Consider the following 15272-nt stretch of genomic DNA (forward strand, 5'->3'; position numbering starts at 1 on the left):
AATTGAACGAAGTTATAAGTTAAACGAATGATTCACACAGTTCAACGTATAAAAAAATTCAATTTATATATCGTGTGTCAAAAATATTATGGCGATACGCCAAAGGAGGCTGAATGACTTGGAAAACAACAACAAACAGGACCGCTTGATTCGCGGAACAGCAATGGAAGGACGGGTTAGAGCCTTTGCTGTCCAGACGACAGAGTTGGTTGAAGAACTGCGCAGAAGACATGATACGTTTCCCACGGCTACAGCTGCCATGGGGCGTACGGTTACAACTGCAGCCATTATGGGTGCAATGCTTAAAGGTAAAGAGAAATTGACCATTCAAGTCAAGGGAGACGGTCCCATTGGGCAGATCGTTGCCGATGCCAATGCCAAAGGCGAAGTTCGTGGCTATGTGACGAATCCGCATGTACATTTGCCGAGCAACAGCATGGGTAAGCTTGACGTTAGAGGAGCCGTTGGCACAGAGGGATTTGTCAACGTAACGAAGAATCTTGGTTTGAAAGAACCTTATCGTGGCAGTGTGCCGATCATATCGGGAGAGCTCGGCGAAGACTTTACGTACTATTTTGCCAAATCGGAGCAGACGCCTTCAGCCGTAGGAGTTGGTGTACTTGTAGATACTGATAATTCTGTCATTGTCTCGGGTGGATTCATTATACAACTACTGCCAGGGTTAACGGATGACGAAATTACTGTAATCGAGAACGCTATTGGTACATTGCCTCCTGTGACAACGTTGCTGGAACAAGGGCTTGAACTGGAAGAGCTGCTTAAACGTGTACTGCCTGATGTACAGGTCATGGATGGAATGGACATTCATTTCCAATGTGAGTGCTCCAGGGATCGGGTCGAGAAAACATTGATCAGCCTCGGCCAACACGAAATGGAACAACTGATTGAAGAAGAAGGCAGAGCCGAAGTGGTGTGCCAGTTCTGTAATGAAGCCTATGAATTCAACAAGGAACAACTCGAGACCATTCTAGAGCAAGCCAAGAACTGATATAAGCGGGGACGGGACGCGGAATGACGAGACAGGAAAAAGGGCTGTGGACAGCTGTAATTGTCTTGACGCTCGGCATGTTGGTTATGGGTACGGTTATGGTGGTGCAGGGGATCAGACCGGGGCGGGACGAAACAGACGCACCTCATGATGCTGGTCAGGAAGAAGGAAGCACAATTGCTACGATTAATGGAGAGGTCATTACGGACAAGGAATGGACCGATGCACTGAAAAGACGTTATGGCAGCGATATGCTCCTTCAGATGCTGAACCGTAAAGCCGTTTATGCGGAGGCTGTGGTTCGAAACCTGACAGTCACTCCGGAAGAGATCGCGAAGGAATTGGCTGCAGCGATGGATGGTTATGATTCGGAGCAGGCCTATTATGACGAGATGAAGTCCCAGCTCGGCCTGACGCGGCAGGAACTTGAACTGGAAGCTGGTTATCGGCTTTTGTTAGAGAAGATTGCTACGAGTGGCATTCAGGTCAAGGATGCAGATATTGAGCGTTACTGGAACGATCACCGCGAGGATTTTGTTTCTCCCGGGAAATACGATCTGTCCATGATTATGGTGGAGAAGGAAGCGCAAGCCAATTCGTTGCTGGATGATTTGGAGCAGGGTGCGAACTTTGAAGATATGGCGAGAGCTGAATCGACGGATAGCTTCACCCGCGACTCCGGTGGGCGGCTTGGCTGGATTGAACAGAATGATCCGTTCCAGCCAGAAGACATCATGAGTTTGGCCGAAGAACTGGATATTGGCGATATTGCTGGGCCGGTACAGGTCGAAGAAGGATATGTCATTATTAAACTAAATGACAAACAGGATGCTCAGGTTCAGTCCGCAGAAGAGGTACGTGAAGATATCCGGATGCAGTTGGCTCTCAGTGAGGCTGATCCACTCCCCCAGGTGGAAGAGAGGCTGCGTAACAAGTATGAGGCCGTGATTATCGCCGAGATTCCAGCTTCCTGATTGAATAGAACGATCGATGGAGTGTGACGCTGCATCGTGATAAAAATACTCTGTCTACAGCCTTAGGGCCCAAGACAGAGTATTTTTTTGAGTACTCATATTGACAATAAGGTGCAAGGTTGATAAGATAAAAATAATAAATACCTACTCGTTTACTCGGAATAAAAGTGGTTATATATACGTAAGAAACCTTCGGAAACCTCAGATCCAGTCTAGGGGTAAGTGATTAGACCAGCTGGAGTTAAGGGATTTCCGCAGTTCTTCTATAAACATCAAGAGGCTGCCCCGGCCGCACAATATAAGTAACAGGACTTAAGTATTATTCATCCCACTAAGGAGGGCATTCATATGGCTAAAGTTGTTAATAACGTAACAGAACTCATCGGAGGTACTCCGCTTGTTCGTCTGAACCGTATCGTACCTGAAGGCAGTGCTGAAGTATTCGTGAAACTTGAGTATCAGAATCCGGGTTCGAGCGTTAAGGACCGTATTGCGATTAGCATCGTGGAAGAAGCGGAAAAAGAAGGCAAGCTGAAACCAGGTGATACCATCATCGAGGCAACCAGTGGTAATACGGGAATCGGACTTGCAATGGTAGCTGCAGCTAAAGGCTATAAGTCTGTCATTGTAATGCCTGAAACGATGAGCTTGGAGCGTCGCAACTTGCTTCGTGCCTATGGTTCTGAGCTTGTGCTCACGCCGGGATCCGAGGGGATGAACGGTGCTGTAAAAAAAGCGGAGGAACTGCTCAAGGAAAACCCAAGCTACTTCATGGCCGAGCAATTTAAGAATAAAGCAAACGTGAAAATTCACCGTGAAACAACAGGTCCTGAGATCGTTGAAGCGATTCAATCTGTTGGCGGTACATTGGATGCTTTTGTTGCAGGAATCGGTACTGGCGGAACGATCACGGGTACAGGTGAAGTGCTGAAGGAAGCTTTCCCTTCAATTAAAATTGTTGCTGTAGAGCCAGCTGCATCTCCGATTCTGGCAGGCGGCAAACCAGGACCTCACAAAATTCAGGGAATCGGTGCCAACTTCATTCCTGAGATTCTGGATCAGGAGATCTACGACGAGATCATTCACATTGAGAATGATGATGCGTTCGAAACGGCTCGCCAGGTGGCGAAGGAAGAGGGCATTCTGTCCGGTATTTCTTCCGGTGCAGCGATTCGTGCAGGTCTGCAAGTAGCCAAACAGCTGGGTGCAGGCAAACGTGTCGTTGTCATCGTGCCAAGTAACGGCGAACGTTACCTAAGCACACCACTTTACAACTTCGAAGGTTAAGAGTAACCAAGATGAAACTGATCCTCCTTGCCCACATGATGGGTAGGGAGGATTTTTTGCTGAATGCTTTTAAAAGGGGCGGCGCTTTAGTATACTATCAGACAATAGAACTAGCGACAGATGGAGGGCGGCTAACCGCGATGACACACCTGATGACAACATACGCCGACTGGACAGAGTGGGCCGGACAAGGATGGACCATGATGCCTTACATAATTAAGTCGGATGAGGGGCCGGTTCATGGCGGTTTACCGTTAACGTGGGAAGCAGCTTGGCACGAGGCTTCGCCTTATGCAATGGTGCTGGAGAATGGGAAGGGTGGAAGATATACCTTTCTGGGGCTGCACCCGGTATCCGTTATTTCAGGCAAAGGTCATGAAGCGGTCATTCATGATTTGAAAAAGGGATCAACATCGACGGTCTCGGGTAAGCCGCTGGACGTGTTACAAAGGTGGCTAACTCCGTACAACGCTCCCAAAGTTAACGGTGCTCCGGACTTTGGTGGGGGAAGCGCAGGTTATCTCAGCTATGACGTAGCGAGGTCCCTGGAGAAACTGCCAACCTTGGCTGAAGATAAACCGGCCCTGCCGGATTATTGGTGGATGCGCTTTGAGGAGATCTGGGCATATGATCATGAACAAGAAGCGCTGTATTGCATGGTTCATCTGCCGTTAAGAGCCGAGCCGGACGAGGCATATCTTCAAAACTTATATGCAGAGGCTGAAGTACGTGCAGAGGCCATGCGGCAGCGCTGGTTGTATATTCTGGGCTTTGCACAGGCGGAAGAGCAGCAGCAGGCATTGGAGCATCGCAGCATGCATTTGCATCTGGCTCAGCAGCAGGAAGACACTGATAGGGAAACAGAGGGCTGGCAGACTTCTTTTCCTCAACAGGACTTTGAACAGGCTGTACGCACAGTGCAAGAGTATATCCGGCAAGGTGACGTGTTTCAGGTGAACCTTTCCCTGCGGCAGGAGAAGCCGATTCAATCCAGTGCAGAGCACATTTACGAATGGCTGCGCCTTGTGAACCCATCGCCTTATATGGGAATGCTTCGCAGTCCGGACTTCCAGCTCGTGAGCGGTTCGCCGGAGCTGCTTGTCAAAGTAAACAATGGCAAGGTCAGTGCACGTCCAATCGCAGGTACACGGAGAAGAGGCCGTAATGAGGCAGAGGATGAGGCAATGGCGGCTGAGCTGCTGAACAGTGAGAAGGAACGGGCCGAACATATTATGCTGGTCGATCTGGAACGGAATGATATTGGAAGAATCGCAGCCTATGGTTCGGTTCATGTACCTGAACTCATGACCATCGAGAAGTATTCGCATGTGATGCATTTGGTTTCCCAGGTGGAGGGCAGACTGGCAGATGGTTTATCTGTATTTGATGTCATTGCAGCCACGTTTCCTGGTGGAACGATTACCGGTGCACCCAAGGTGCGGACGATGGAAATTATCGAGGAGCTTGAGCCCGTCCGCCGAGGTCCGTATACAGGATCAATCGGGTGGATCGACTACAGTGGAAATATGGAGCTGAATATCGTCATTCGGACACTGGCCATCAAGAACGGTACTGGTTATGTACAAGCTGGAGCGGGTATTGTCATTGATTCCGATCCGTATCGGGAGTACAGGGAGTGCCGGAACAAGGCGAGAGCCATGATGAGGGCCGTGAATTATAGTGAGGAAGCGGAAGCAGTAGCAGTAGCGGTCAAACAAAAATAAACAATGCAACCGTCTCTGTATAGACGGAAGAAGAGGAGGAACAAGGATATGATACTGGTCATCGACAATTACGATTCCTTCACGTACAACCTGGTTCAATATCTGGGTGAACTGGGAGAGACGGTGGAGGTCCGCCGGAATGATGAGATTGATCTGGCAGGCATTGAGGCAATGGCACCTGATCATATTTTGATCTCCCCTGGACCATGTACTCCGAATGAAGCGGGCATCAGTTTGGCTGTCATTGATCACTTCAAGGGCAGCATTCCGATCTTTGGTGTTTGTCTAGGACATCAGGCTATCGGACAAGCCTTTGGAGGTAACGTCATTCGTGCTGATCGTATGATGCATGGCAAGACTTCGGAGATGCATCATAACGGAACATCCGTATTCGCAGGACTGCCTTCCCCATTCACAGCAACCCGCTATCACTCCCTCATTGTGGAGCGCAGCACTCTGCCGGATTGCCTGGAGATTACAGCTGAGACGGCAGAAGGCGAAATTATGGGACTGCGTCATAAGGAGTTCGCCATTGAAGGTGTGCAGTTCCATCCGGAATCAATCATTACGGATCATGGTCATCAGATGCTGCGCAACTTTCTGTCTCAGAAGGTGAAGGTATAGGCATGCAATACGCCGCGATAAACGGAAATGTAGTCCATATGGCGGCAGCCGTGGTTCCGGTGACGGATCACGGCTTTTTGTACGGACTTGGGTTGTTTGAGACCTTTCGGACGTACCAGGGTGTTCCCTTTTTACTGGAGCGTCATTTGGAACGAATGGCAGCAGGGTGTGCGGAGCTTGGTATTCCATTTACCACTACAACACAAGAAGTGATGGACTGGATCAACCGTCTGCTGCAGGCAAACGAGCTTCAGGATGCATATGTGCGCTACACGATTTCGGCGGGTGAAGCTGCGCTTGGCCTTCCCTCCGGGGATTATGAGAGCCCTAATCATATTGTATTTGCAAAAGCATTACCTGAGCCCTCCCCATCTCTATATGAGAGAGGCAAATTGCTTCAGTGCCTATCGACAGTGCGCAACACACCTGAAGGAAATATACGATTCAAATCGCTGCATTACATGAACAGCATCCTTGCCAAGCGGGAGTTGAACGGTTACGGGGAGAGGGCTCAGGGAGCAGAAGGCCTGCAATTAACCCGGGACGGACATGTAGCTGAAGGTATTGTCAGCAATATATTCTGGGTTAGGCATGGCAACCTCTATACGCCGTCCATTGAGACAGGAATTTTACCAGGCATCACACGAGCGGTAGTCCTGGAACTTGCAGCTCATATGGGAGCTGCCTGTAATGAAGGGTTGTACTTTTGGGATGAGCTGCAGGAAGCAGATGAGATATTTTTGACAGGATCGGTTGCAGAGCTTGTCCCGGTTAGCACTTTACGAGGGCAGGACGGAAACGAAACGATAATCAGTAACGGACATATCGGCCCGGTTACAGCGGCACTTCTGGGTATGTACCGGCAGAAAGCGGGGTATACTTCATGACACTCACACCAGTCATATATGAACGGAACTATTCATGGGGGCCAGCACAATTGAAGCTTGGCACACGGACACAGATTATGGGCATTCTGAATGTTACACCGGATTCTTTCTCTGATGGAGGACGGTATACTCAGGTAAAACAGGCAGTTGCCCATGCGATACAGATGATGGAGGATGGTGCCGATCTGATTGATATCGGCGGTGAATCCACACGGCCAGGTTCCGAAGCTGTCGGTGCCGAGGAGGAGCTCAGCCGAATCATTCCTGTAATCGAAGCGTTGCGGCAGGAGGCTCCGCACATTCCGATATCGGTAGATACCTATAAGGCGGAAGTTGCCCGCCAGGCCATTCTTGCGGGTGCCCACATTATTAACGATGTATGGGGAGCCAAGGCAGACCCGGATATGGCACGCACTGCTGCAGAACTGGGATGTCCTCTCATTTTAATGCACAATCGACCAGAACGGGATTACACAGATTATCTGAAAGATGTGGTTCGAGACCTGCAGGAAAGTATCCAAATTGTATTGCAGGCTGGAGTACACCAGAATCAGATTATTCTTGACCCTGGTATTGGCTTTGTGAAGGATCTTACGGAAAATCTGACGCTCATGTCATCCCTTGGGCTGCTTAACGAGATGGGGTATCCCGTCCTGCTGGCAACTTCACGGAAACGATTCATTCAGAACACCCTTCAGGTGCAGGCCAATGATACAGTGGAAGGGACAGCTGCAACGGTTGCATTCGGCATAGCCCAAGGCTGCCAGATGGTGCGGGTTCATGATGTGAAGCCGATCCGGCGGACGGCGGATATGTGTGATGCCATGTTATATGCCTCTCCGGGTCTGCGGAGGAAATAAATCGAGCGGGTATGGATGACCCGTGCGGTAGAAGCGCAGCGTTTTGCATGAGGTAACGAACGATCTTAGTGACACACAATCTCAACATTATAGAAGGCGGGCGGATATTATGGACAGAATGGTATTGCATCGAATGGAGTATTACGGATATCATGGCGTTTTTGCAGAAGAACGGAAGCTGGGACAGCGCTACTACATCGATCTGGAGCTGGATATGGACCTGGGGGAAGCGGGACGTACCGATGATCTGACCAAAACGGTTAATTATGCAGAGATCCATGAACTTGTAAAACATATCGTTGAAAATAAATCATTCCAGTTAATTGAAGCTTTGGGCGAACATATTGCATCTTCTTTACTGGACACTTATACTATTATCAATGCACTGACAGTTAAGGTGACGAAGCCGCATCCGCCGTTTGATATTCATTTTGAGGGCGTAACTGTAGAGCTTCGCCGCACAAGAAAGTGAGAACCGATCATGATCGCACATTCGACCTCTGAATATTCAGAGGCTTATATTGCTTTAGGGGCCAATTTGGGTGACCGGGAACAGACGCTGCTTGAAGCGTTAACGTTACTGGATGCACACCCTAATATAGTAGTCCTGCGCTGCTCATCACTATATGAAACAGAACCTGTAGGGTACGTAGATCAGCCTTCGTTCCTGAATATGGCGGCTGCTGTACAGACGAATCTTGCACCCGAGCAGCTGCTCACCGAATTGCTTGAAGTTGAGAACCGGCTTGGGCGAGTTCGCGATATTCGCTGGGGTCCTCGAACGGTAGATCTCGATTTGCTGTGGATGGATGGAGAGAGCCGGGATACTGAATTGCTTCAACTACCGCATCCACGGATGGGAGAACGGGCTTTTGTGCTTGTTCCATTGTCAGATATCGTACCTGAAGGCGAGCTTTCAGGCTTGTATACCTATGTACACACATCGTTGTCTGTACTGGATGGAAAGGATGGAATACAGCTTTGGAAAACGTGCAACTGGCGAACCGAATCCGGGCCTTTCGGAAGCTGAAGGGTATGACACAACAGGAACTTGCCGCGGAGACTGGCATATCGCTGGCCATTCTGGGTACGATTGAACGGGGAAACCGCAAGGTATCCGAACAGGAGCTGAATCGCATAGCGAGCGTACTGAGCATCAGCATTGAAGAATTACAGGGCAAATAGAAAGACTTCACTGTCATCATGAATTATACAACTGGTTTCACGAAGACAATTATCGTTAATCGTTTATAGTATACAGCACAACATAACCGGGATTCATGCAAGAAAGAATCTGTGGTAATTAGAAGGAGCGAAACAATAGAATGCTGAAAATCGGTGGCATTGAAATGAAAAACCAGGTCGTACTTGCGCCGATGGCTGGCGTTTGTAATCCGGCTTTTCGTCTGATCGCAAAAGAATTCGGAACAGGCCTTGTATGTGCGGAGATGGTGAGTGGCAAAGCCATCGTGCATGGCAACAAGCGTACACGTGAGATGCTGTTTGTAGATGAGCGTGAGAAACCGCTGAGCCTGCAAATTTTTGGGGGCGACCGTCAAGCACTTGTAGAAGCTGCCAAAATTGTGGACAAAGAAACTAACGCAGATATCATCGACATCAACATGGGCTGCCCTGTGCCAAAAGTGACGAACTGCGATGCGGGTGCACGTTGGTTGCTTGATCCGAACAAAATCTACGATATGGTATCCGCTGTAGTGGACGCGGTTGAGAAGCCAGTGACCGTCAAGATGCGTATCGGTTGGGATAACGAGCACATCTACGTAGTTGAGAATGCACTTGCGGTTGAACGTGCTGGCGGACAGGCGGTAAGTGTGCACGGCCGTACACGTGAGCAGCTCTACACAGGTACTGCTGACTGGTCGCACATTAAAAATGTCAAAGAAGCTGTCTCCATCCCGGTGATCGGGAATGGAGATGTATCTTCACCGGAAGATGCCCGTCGCATGCTGGATGAAACGGGTTGTGACGGAGTCATGATCGGCCGCGCCGCACTGGGTAATCCCTGGATGCTGTATCGTACCATTCAATACTTGAGTTCCGGGGAATTACTTCCCGATCCGAGCGCAGAAGAGAAAATCCGTGTTGCCATCCTCCATATGGACCGTCTGATTGCTCTGAAGAACGAAGCAGTAGCGGTGAAGGAGATGCGTAAACATCTGGCTTGGTACCTGAAAGGATTAAAAGGTTCTGCTCGCATCAAGGACGTTATCATGGAAGGAACGAGACGTGATGAGATGGTGCAAATCCTGGAGAACTTTGTAGGCCAGCTTCACAATGAAGAGTACAATGATGCAGAATCGGCTGTAGTCGAAAATGCATCCTGATCCTGTCCTGTAAAACGTTTACAGATACAAGGGGTGTAACATTGACTTTTCGAGACCGTTACCCTATAATTTCTCAGTATAAATTCGCCATGTGCGTTATAAGGCTAGTGCATCAGGAGGAACGTTCTGTTTCTCCGGAGAACTTCATATAGTTTTGAAGATATATGCGGTCGGAGCTCTGTAATCAGCATGGGTTCCGTTGCCGTGCAATCAAATTATTCCCATGACAGGAGAATCGGTTGAGATGAGCGATAAGGAAGTTATCCTTACACAAGAGGGACTCAAGAAGCTGGAAGAAGAACTGGAAACACTGAAATCGGTTAAGCGCCGCGAAGTGGCTGAACGGATCAAAGTAGCCATCGGGTATGGCGATATCAGTGAAAACTCCGAATACGAAGACGCGAAGAATGAGCAGGCCTTTATTGAAGGTCGTATCATCACTCTGGAGAAAATGCTCCGGAATGCGCGGATTATCAACAGCGATGAGATTGATACCGATGCGGTAAGCGTAGGTGCAACCGTTACTGTAGAAGATCTGGAATTCGGAGACATTACAGAGTACACGATCGTAGGTACCGCGGAATCCAATCCGCTTCAGAACAAAATATCGAATGAAAGCCCTGTTGGAAAAGCCATTTTGGGTAAGAAAAAAGGTACTGTTGTTGACGTAAGCGTACCAGCTGGCGTAATTCAATATAAAATTGTAGATATTAAGAAGCAATAGTTATTGTATTGTAATGAAGCAGTCGGGCACTGAGACAAAAGCTTCCTTAGGGAAGCTTTTTTCAACATTTGAGGAAGAACACATCTGAGGATGTCTGCAATGTAAATAAGGAGATGAATATAGATCATGACGGATGAAGTCTTGAATCAGGAAACCGAACTTAGCGAGCTTTTGCAAATTCGCCGCGACAAATTGGACGAGCTCCGCAAATTGGGAATCGACCCTTTTGGCCAAAAATACGTACGTACCGAAGAAGCCGGTTCTATTCTGAAGAAGTATGAAACACTGACCAAGGAAGAGCTGGAAGAGAAGCAGATCGAAGTCAGTATTGCCGGACGGATTATGGCGAAGCGGGGAATGGGTAAGGCAAGCTTTGCACATATTCAGGACCTGAGCGGCAGAATCCAGATCTATGTTCGTCAGGATACGGTATCTGAGGACAAGTTTGCGGCTTTCAGCCTGCTTGATCTTGGTGATATTGTAGGTGTTAGCGGGGTTGTCTTCAAAACCAAAACCGGTGAGACGTCTGTAAAAGTCAAGGATCTGGAAGTGCTGTCCAAATCACTCTACCCGCTTCCGGATAAATATCATGGTCTCACGGATGTAGAACTGCGTTATCGTCAGCGCTATGTTGACCTGATCATGAACCCTGAAGTACAACAGACCTTCATTACACGTTCCAAGATCATTCAGTCGATGCGCCGTTATTTGGACTCCCTTGGCTATCTTGAGGTGGAAACTCCTACGCTGCACAGCATCGCTGGTGGTGCCGCTGCCCGTCCATTCATTACGCATCATAATGCGCTCGACATGGAGCTGTACATGCGTATTGCGATTGAGCTTCACTTGAAACGTCTGATCGTAGGCGGCCTGGAAAAGGTATATGAAATCGGCCGTGTATACCGGAATGAAGGGATGTCAACACGTCATAACCCTGAGTTCACCATGATTGAGTTGTATGAGGCTTATGCTGATTATAAAGATATCATGCAGTTGACTGAGAATTTGGTTGCCCATATTGCACAGGAAGTGCTGGGTACACAGGTTATCCAATATGCGGATTATCAAGTGGACCTTACACCACAATGGCGCCGAGTAACCATGGTAGACGCAGTTAAAGAAGTTGTCGGTGTGGACTTCTCCGTGCATATGACAGATGAAGAAGCTCACCGTCTCGCAAAAGAACACAAGGTTCCAGTTGAACCGCACATGACGTTTGGTCATATTCTGAACGCATTCTTCGAACAGTTTGTTGAAGAAACACTGATTCAACCGACGTTCATTATGGGACATCCGGTTGAAATTTCTCCACTGGCGAAGAAAAGTGATGTAGATCCGCGCTTCACAGACCGCTTTGAGCTGTTTATCGTTGGACGCGAGCACGCCAATGCCTTTACCGAGTTGAATGATCCAATTGATCAGCGCCAACGCTTTGAGGCACAGCTGCTTGAGAAAGAGCATGGAAACGATGAAGCACATGAAATGGATGACGACTTCATCCGTGCCCTGGAATACGGTATGCCACCAACAGGCGGATTGGGTATCGGGATTGATCGCCTGATCATGCTGCTGACCAATTCGCCGTCGATTCGTGACGTACTGCTCTTCCCACACATGCGTCCACGTACGCAAGAGTAAATAAGGAACGTATAACACGTCCATAATAGAAGAGGAACCTGCCGTTAGTTTAATACTGGGGCAAGTTCCTCTTTAGGTTTACATAGGTTGCTTTAATGCTTTAGATGGTTCCTTGGTTGGATTGATTGGATTGTATTATGTTAAAAGAGGTGTCCATCATGAAATTCAGGCTGTACATTGCCAAATTTCTGTCACCCCCACTTATTTTGGTTGGCGGTTTCCTGCTGATTATTGCCATTGGCACCGTCTTGCTGATGCTGCCCATTTCGAACCGAAGCGGTGAGCATTTGGCGTTCATTGATGCGTTATTTACAGCGACTTCAGCAGCGTGTGTGACCGGACTCGTCGTTGTGGATGTAGGAACAACATTTAATCTGTTGGGGCAGATTGTTATCATGGTGCTCATGCAGCTTGGCGGACTCGGATTCATGACCATTGCAACGCTGTTTGCGCTTGTGCTAGGTAAACGGATTTCCCTGAAGGACAGGCTGCTTCTGAAAGAGGCGATTAATGCAGACAGCATGGAAGGCATTGTACGGATCATCCGCAAGGTGTTGATCTTTTCCTTTACCATTGAGGGAGTGGCTGCTGTGATTCTGGCGCTGCGCTGGGCAGCGGAAATGCCTTTAGGACAAGCTGCATACTATGGCATATTCCACTCGGTTTCCTTGTTTAATAATGGTGGATTTGATCTGTTTGGTAATAGCTTTCAGTATTATACGGGGGATTTGCTGTTTAATCTGACTGCTTCTGTACTAGTTATATCGGGCGGACTTGGCTTTGTGGTCCTGAATGACTTATTTGAATATCACAAACGCCGCCGTTTATCCCTACAGTCGAAGTTGGTGCTCTCTGTGTCGGGTGCACTGATTGGGATTGGAGCCCTGGTGCTCTTTATCTTTGAATTCACCAATGGACATACGCTGGCTTCGCTTAGCTGGCCTGAAAAGATCTATGCCTCCATCTTCCAGTCGGTTTCCACACGTTCATCCGGAACAAGTTCGATTGATATTACGCAGATGAGACAAGCTACCCAGTTTTTCTTCATTTTGCTGATGTTTATCGGTGCATCACCGGGCTCAACCGGCGGTGGGATTAAGACAACAACGTTCCTGATTATGATTGGAGCGGTATACGCCATGATTCGCGGTAATAAGGATATTGTGTTTTTCCGTCATCGTGTTCCGAAGGAACTCCTTATGAGAGCGTTGACCATCATAATGGTCTCGTTAATTATCTTCATGGTGGTGGTGATGCTCCTGCTTACGACAGAGGATGCGCCATTCCTTCCACTGATGTTTGAAGCTGCTTCGGCAATCGGCACGGTCGGTTTGTCGGTAGGAGTGACTCCTGAGTTAACGGATGCGGGGAAAATCATTATCTCCTTTACCATGTTTATTGGACGGATCGGACCATTAACCATTGCATATGCGCTTCGTCCGCGCAAAGAGAAGAAGTTATATCGTCATCCGGAGGGTCGCATTATCATCGGATAAACAAAAAAACCGTCAGACATTCGGGCTAACTCCTGTTATCAAAAGGGGTCAGCTTCAGAGTGACTGTCGGTTTTCTGTGTTTTTGCAGGACTAACACTCAACTTATGCAATAGTCTACTGCAATGAGACTGCTGGGGGTGCTAATCATGCCCTCGACATAATGAAGCAAGATGTAAAGAGAGAATATCCTCCATGACCTTGGCAGTCACCTGATCAGGACGAAGGACGGCATGAATGGCCAAACCATCCACCAGGGCATACAAACGTTCTATTTCAAGTTCCCTATCGAGATCAGCCCGAGAGAGCTCAAGTTTATCGAGGTACATAATTACGGTAGCCACAGCTTGTCTGAGTTCATCATATACTTTATCGGCAAGCTCTTTGAGAGCTGGGTCAGTTTTGGACTTGGCTGTAAAAGCATACCACACCTCCATCTCAGCCAATTTTTCGTCCGTGCTAGGCATGAATTCAAGCAGCAAACGTTTCATGTTGTCCATGGGAGAACCGTTGAATGACATCTGCTGAATTCGGCTCGATACCCGTTCGGATACCAGATTCATTGCATATAGGAGTAATTCGGATTGGGTTGAGAAATAGTGACGCATAGAACCGGCGGAAATTCCCGCTTCTTCAGCAATATTCCGTACAGATGCCTGCTCCATCCCATCTCTTCGAATGATGCGCCAAGCTGCTTCAGCAACAAGCAGACGCTGTTTATCATGATCTACTATTTTAGGCATATACGAATTATATCATGGTTGCTTAATATAATACAAATGTGCTAAATTATATTTAATACATTTGTATTATAAAAGGAGGGGTTACTTTGATCGCCTATTTTATTATAGGATGCGAGATTGCCTTTTGGGTTTTTGTTGCTGCTGGATTAAGTGTAAGGTATTTGCTCGGAATGAAGCGGCTGGGGATGACATTGCTGATGGCAACGCCCATTATCGATCTATTGTTATTAGTGGCTACCGTTATGGATCTGCAGCGAGGTGCTACGGCAAGTATGGTCCATGGAATAGCAGCCATATATATAGGAGTCAGTATCGCTTATGGTCATCAGATGATTGCATGGGCAGATCGATATTTTCTATTCTGGTTCAAGGGCGGGGAGAGTCCGCGCAGCAGGAAGGCGTACGGAAGGGAACATGCAAGTAAGGAACGGAGTGGATGGTTTCGACACCTGGCGGCCTATATCATAGGAACTGCATTCTTACTGGGGATGACTTGGTGGATTGGTGATGCAAATCGCACAGAAGCGTTCATTAATATCGTTAGAGTTTGGGGGATTGTGCTGGTCATCGATTTTGTAATTAGCTTCAGCTATAGCTTGTGGCCAAGAAAGGTGCCTGCGAAGAAAGTAAAGTGAAATGAGATAAAGAATTAAGTAAGCACTAGCGTACATTCAAAGCAGTTATGAGGCATGCATGTGTTATGGGTAATAAGCTGAAGTATATGCATGCCCATTGATGTAGCGGTTGATGAAGCTGTGACAATGAAGGTTTGTATAGAGACGTTGATCTGTCATAAATACCTAGTATAGTTTTATAACTTTTTTTGAAAAAGTACTTGCATAAAAAAACTGTACATGGTATATTCTAATTCCGGCCAAGAAAACACAAGAAACACGGTGCGGTAAGCAAACCAAATAAGCTTCGAAAGAAACTTAAAAAAAGTGCTTGCTAAATTGGTTCGGAT

At 47.8% G+C, this 15272-nt stretch carries 16 protein-coding genes; 15 read left to right on the forward strand and 1 reads right to left on the reverse strand.

Annotation, left to right across the window (positions count from 1 at the left end; genetic code table 11):
* Positions 1-88: 88 nt before the first annotated feature.
* The 14 genes from hslO to AB3N00_RS29880 all read left to right on the forward strand — a co-directional run bounded on the left by hslO (position 89) and on the right by AB3N00_RS29880 (position 13568).
* On the forward strand, positions 89-1009 hold the full coding sequence (gene hslO, locus AB3N00_RS29815) for an Hsp33 family molecular chaperone HslO (RefSeq protein WP_413037718.1): 921 nt from the start codon (positions 89-91) through the stop codon (positions 1007-1009).
* 23 nt (positions 1010-1032) lie between these two features.
* Positions 1033-1983 carry a peptidyl-prolyl cis-trans isomerase gene (locus AB3N00_RS29820; RefSeq protein ID WP_413037719.1) on the forward strand — a complete coding sequence of 317 codons (951 nt, stop codon included), beginning with the start codon at positions 1033-1035 and terminating at the stop codon, positions 1981-1983.
* Positions 1984-2331: 348 nt separating this feature from the next.
* Positions 2332-3270, forward strand: coding sequence for a cysteine synthase A (gene cysK / locus AB3N00_RS29825; RefSeq protein WP_175394603.1), 939 nt, complete (start codon positions 2332-2334; stop codon positions 3268-3270).
* 140 nt (positions 3271-3410) lie between these two features.
* A complete protein-coding gene (locus AB3N00_RS29830) occupies positions 3411-4994 on the forward strand; it encodes an anthranilate synthase component I family protein (RefSeq protein WP_413037731.1) in 1584 nt (527 codons plus the stop codon).
* Positions 4995-5042: 48 nt separating this feature from the next.
* Entirely contained in the window at positions 5043-5618 is a 576-nt protein-coding gene (gene pabA / locus AB3N00_RS29835) for an aminodeoxychorismate/anthranilate synthase component II (RefSeq protein ID WP_413037720.1), read from the forward strand.
* A gap of 2 nt (positions 5619-5620) precedes the next feature.
* Positions 5621-6505, forward strand: a complete 885-nt coding sequence (locus AB3N00_RS29840; protein ID WP_413037721.1) for an aminotransferase class IV — start codon at positions 5621-5623, stop codon at positions 6503-6505.
* A complete protein-coding gene (folP, locus tag AB3N00_RS29845) occupies positions 6502-7365 on the forward strand; it encodes a dihydropteroate synthase (protein ID WP_413037722.1) in 864 nt (287 codons plus the stop codon). Before AB3N00_RS29840 ends, folP begins: the two co-directional genes overlap by 4 nt.
* A gap of 109 nt (positions 7366-7474) precedes the next feature.
* Entirely contained in the window at positions 7475-7837 is a 363-nt protein-coding gene (gene folB / locus AB3N00_RS29850; protein WP_095362233.1) for a dihydroneopterin aldolase, read from the forward strand.
* 9 nt (positions 7838-7846) lie between these two features.
* Positions 7847-8395, forward strand: coding sequence for a 2-amino-4-hydroxy-6-hydroxymethyldihydropteridine diphosphokinase (gene folK / locus AB3N00_RS29855; protein ID WP_413037723.1), 549 nt, complete (start codon positions 7847-7849; stop codon positions 8393-8395).
* On the forward strand, positions 8347-8550 hold the full coding sequence (locus tag AB3N00_RS29860) for a helix-turn-helix domain-containing protein (RefSeq protein ID WP_175394598.1): 204 nt from the start codon (positions 8347-8349) through the stop codon (positions 8548-8550). The genes folK and AB3N00_RS29860 overlap by 49 nt, the downstream gene beginning before the upstream one ends.
* Before the next feature lie 140 nt (positions 8551-8690).
* The gene (dusB, locus tag AB3N00_RS29865; RefSeq protein WP_175394597.1) at positions 8691-9710 is read left to right on the forward strand and encodes a tRNA dihydrouridine synthase DusB; all 1020 of its coding nucleotides are present in this window, start codon (positions 8691-8693) and stop codon (positions 9708-9710) included.
* Positions 9711-9954: 244 nt separating this feature from the next.
* On the forward strand, positions 9955-10434 hold the full coding sequence (gene greA / locus AB3N00_RS29870; RefSeq protein WP_095293395.1) for a transcription elongation factor GreA: 480 nt from the start codon (positions 9955-9957) through the stop codon (positions 10432-10434).
* A 126-nt stretch (positions 10435-10560) separates the two neighbouring features.
* Positions 10561-12072, forward strand: a complete 1512-nt coding sequence (lysS, locus tag AB3N00_RS29875; protein ID WP_413037724.1) for a lysine--tRNA ligase — start codon at positions 10561-10563, stop codon at positions 12070-12072.
* A gap of 158 nt (positions 12073-12230) precedes the next feature.
* Complete coding sequence (locus AB3N00_RS29880; protein ID WP_413037725.1) at positions 12231-13568, forward strand: TrkH family potassium uptake protein; 1338 nt, start codon at positions 12231-12233, stop codon at positions 13566-13568.
* Positions 13569-13708: 140 nt separating this feature from the next.
* On the opposite strand, the gene AB3N00_RS29885 is transcribed toward AB3N00_RS29880, so the two are convergent.
* Complete coding sequence (locus AB3N00_RS29885; protein ID WP_413037726.1) at positions 13709-14308, reverse strand: TetR/AcrR family transcriptional regulator; 600 nt, start codon at positions 14306-14308, stop codon at positions 13709-13711.
* A gap of 86 nt (positions 14309-14394) precedes the next feature.
* On the opposite strand from AB3N00_RS29885, the gene AB3N00_RS29890 reads away from it, so the two are divergent.
* Positions 14395-14943: a 2TM domain-containing protein gene (locus AB3N00_RS29890; protein WP_413037727.1), complete on the forward strand. Its 549-nt coding sequence runs from the start codon at positions 14395-14397 to the stop codon at positions 14941-14943.
* Positions 14944-15272 lie beyond the last annotated feature (329 nt).

Origin of the sequence: Paenibacillus xylanilyticus (assembly GCF_047246825.1) — a bacterium.
Taxonomy (GTDB): domain Bacteria; phylum Bacillota; class Bacilli; order Paenibacillales; family Paenibacillaceae; genus Paenibacillus; species Paenibacillus xylanilyticus_B.

Bases quoted from the DNA above. Each gene is read 5' to 3' on its own strand.
- hslO (WP_413037718.1), top strand. From the start codon at position 89: ATGGCGATACGCCAAAGGAGGCTGAATGACTTGGAAAACAACAACAAA.
- AB3N00_RS29820 (WP_413037719.1), top strand. From the start codon at position 1,033: ATGACGAGACAGGAAAAAGGGCTGTGGACAGCTGTAATTGTCTTGACG.
- cysK (WP_175394603.1), top strand. From the start codon at position 2,332: ATGGCTAAAGTTGTTAATAACGTAACAGAACTCATCGGAGGTACTCCG.
- AB3N00_RS29830 (WP_413037731.1), top strand. From the start codon at position 3,411: ATGACACACCTGATGACAACATACGCCGACTGGACAGAGTGGGCCGGA.
- pabA (WP_413037720.1), top strand. From the start codon at position 5,043: ATGATACTGGTCATCGACAATTACGATTCCTTCACGTACAACCTGGTT.
- AB3N00_RS29840 (WP_413037721.1), top strand. From the start codon at position 5,621: ATGCAATACGCCGCGATAAACGGAAATGTAGTCCATATGGCGGCAGCC.
- folP (WP_413037722.1), top strand. From the start codon at position 6,502: ATGACACTCACACCAGTCATATATGAACGGAACTATTCATGGGGGCCA.
- folB (WP_095362233.1), top strand. From the start codon at position 7,475: ATGGACAGAATGGTATTGCATCGAATGGAGTATTACGGATATCATGGC.
- folK (WP_413037723.1), top strand. From the start codon at position 7,847: ATGATCGCACATTCGACCTCTGAATATTCAGAGGCTTATATTGCTTTA.
- dusB (WP_175394597.1), top strand. From the start codon at position 8,691: ATGCTGAAAATCGGTGGCATTGAAATGAAAAACCAGGTCGTACTTGCG.
- greA (WP_095293395.1), top strand. From the start codon at position 9,955: ATGAGCGATAAGGAAGTTATCCTTACACAAGAGGGACTCAAGAAGCTG.
- lysS (WP_413037724.1), top strand. From the start codon at position 10,561: ATGACGGATGAAGTCTTGAATCAGGAAACCGAACTTAGCGAGCTTTTG.
- AB3N00_RS29880 (WP_413037725.1), top strand. From the start codon at position 12,231: ATGAAATTCAGGCTGTACATTGCCAAATTTCTGTCACCCCCACTTATT.
- AB3N00_RS29885 (WP_413037726.1), bottom strand. From the start codon at position 14,308: ATGCCTAAAATAGTAGATCATGATAAACAGCGTCTGCTTGTTGCTGAA.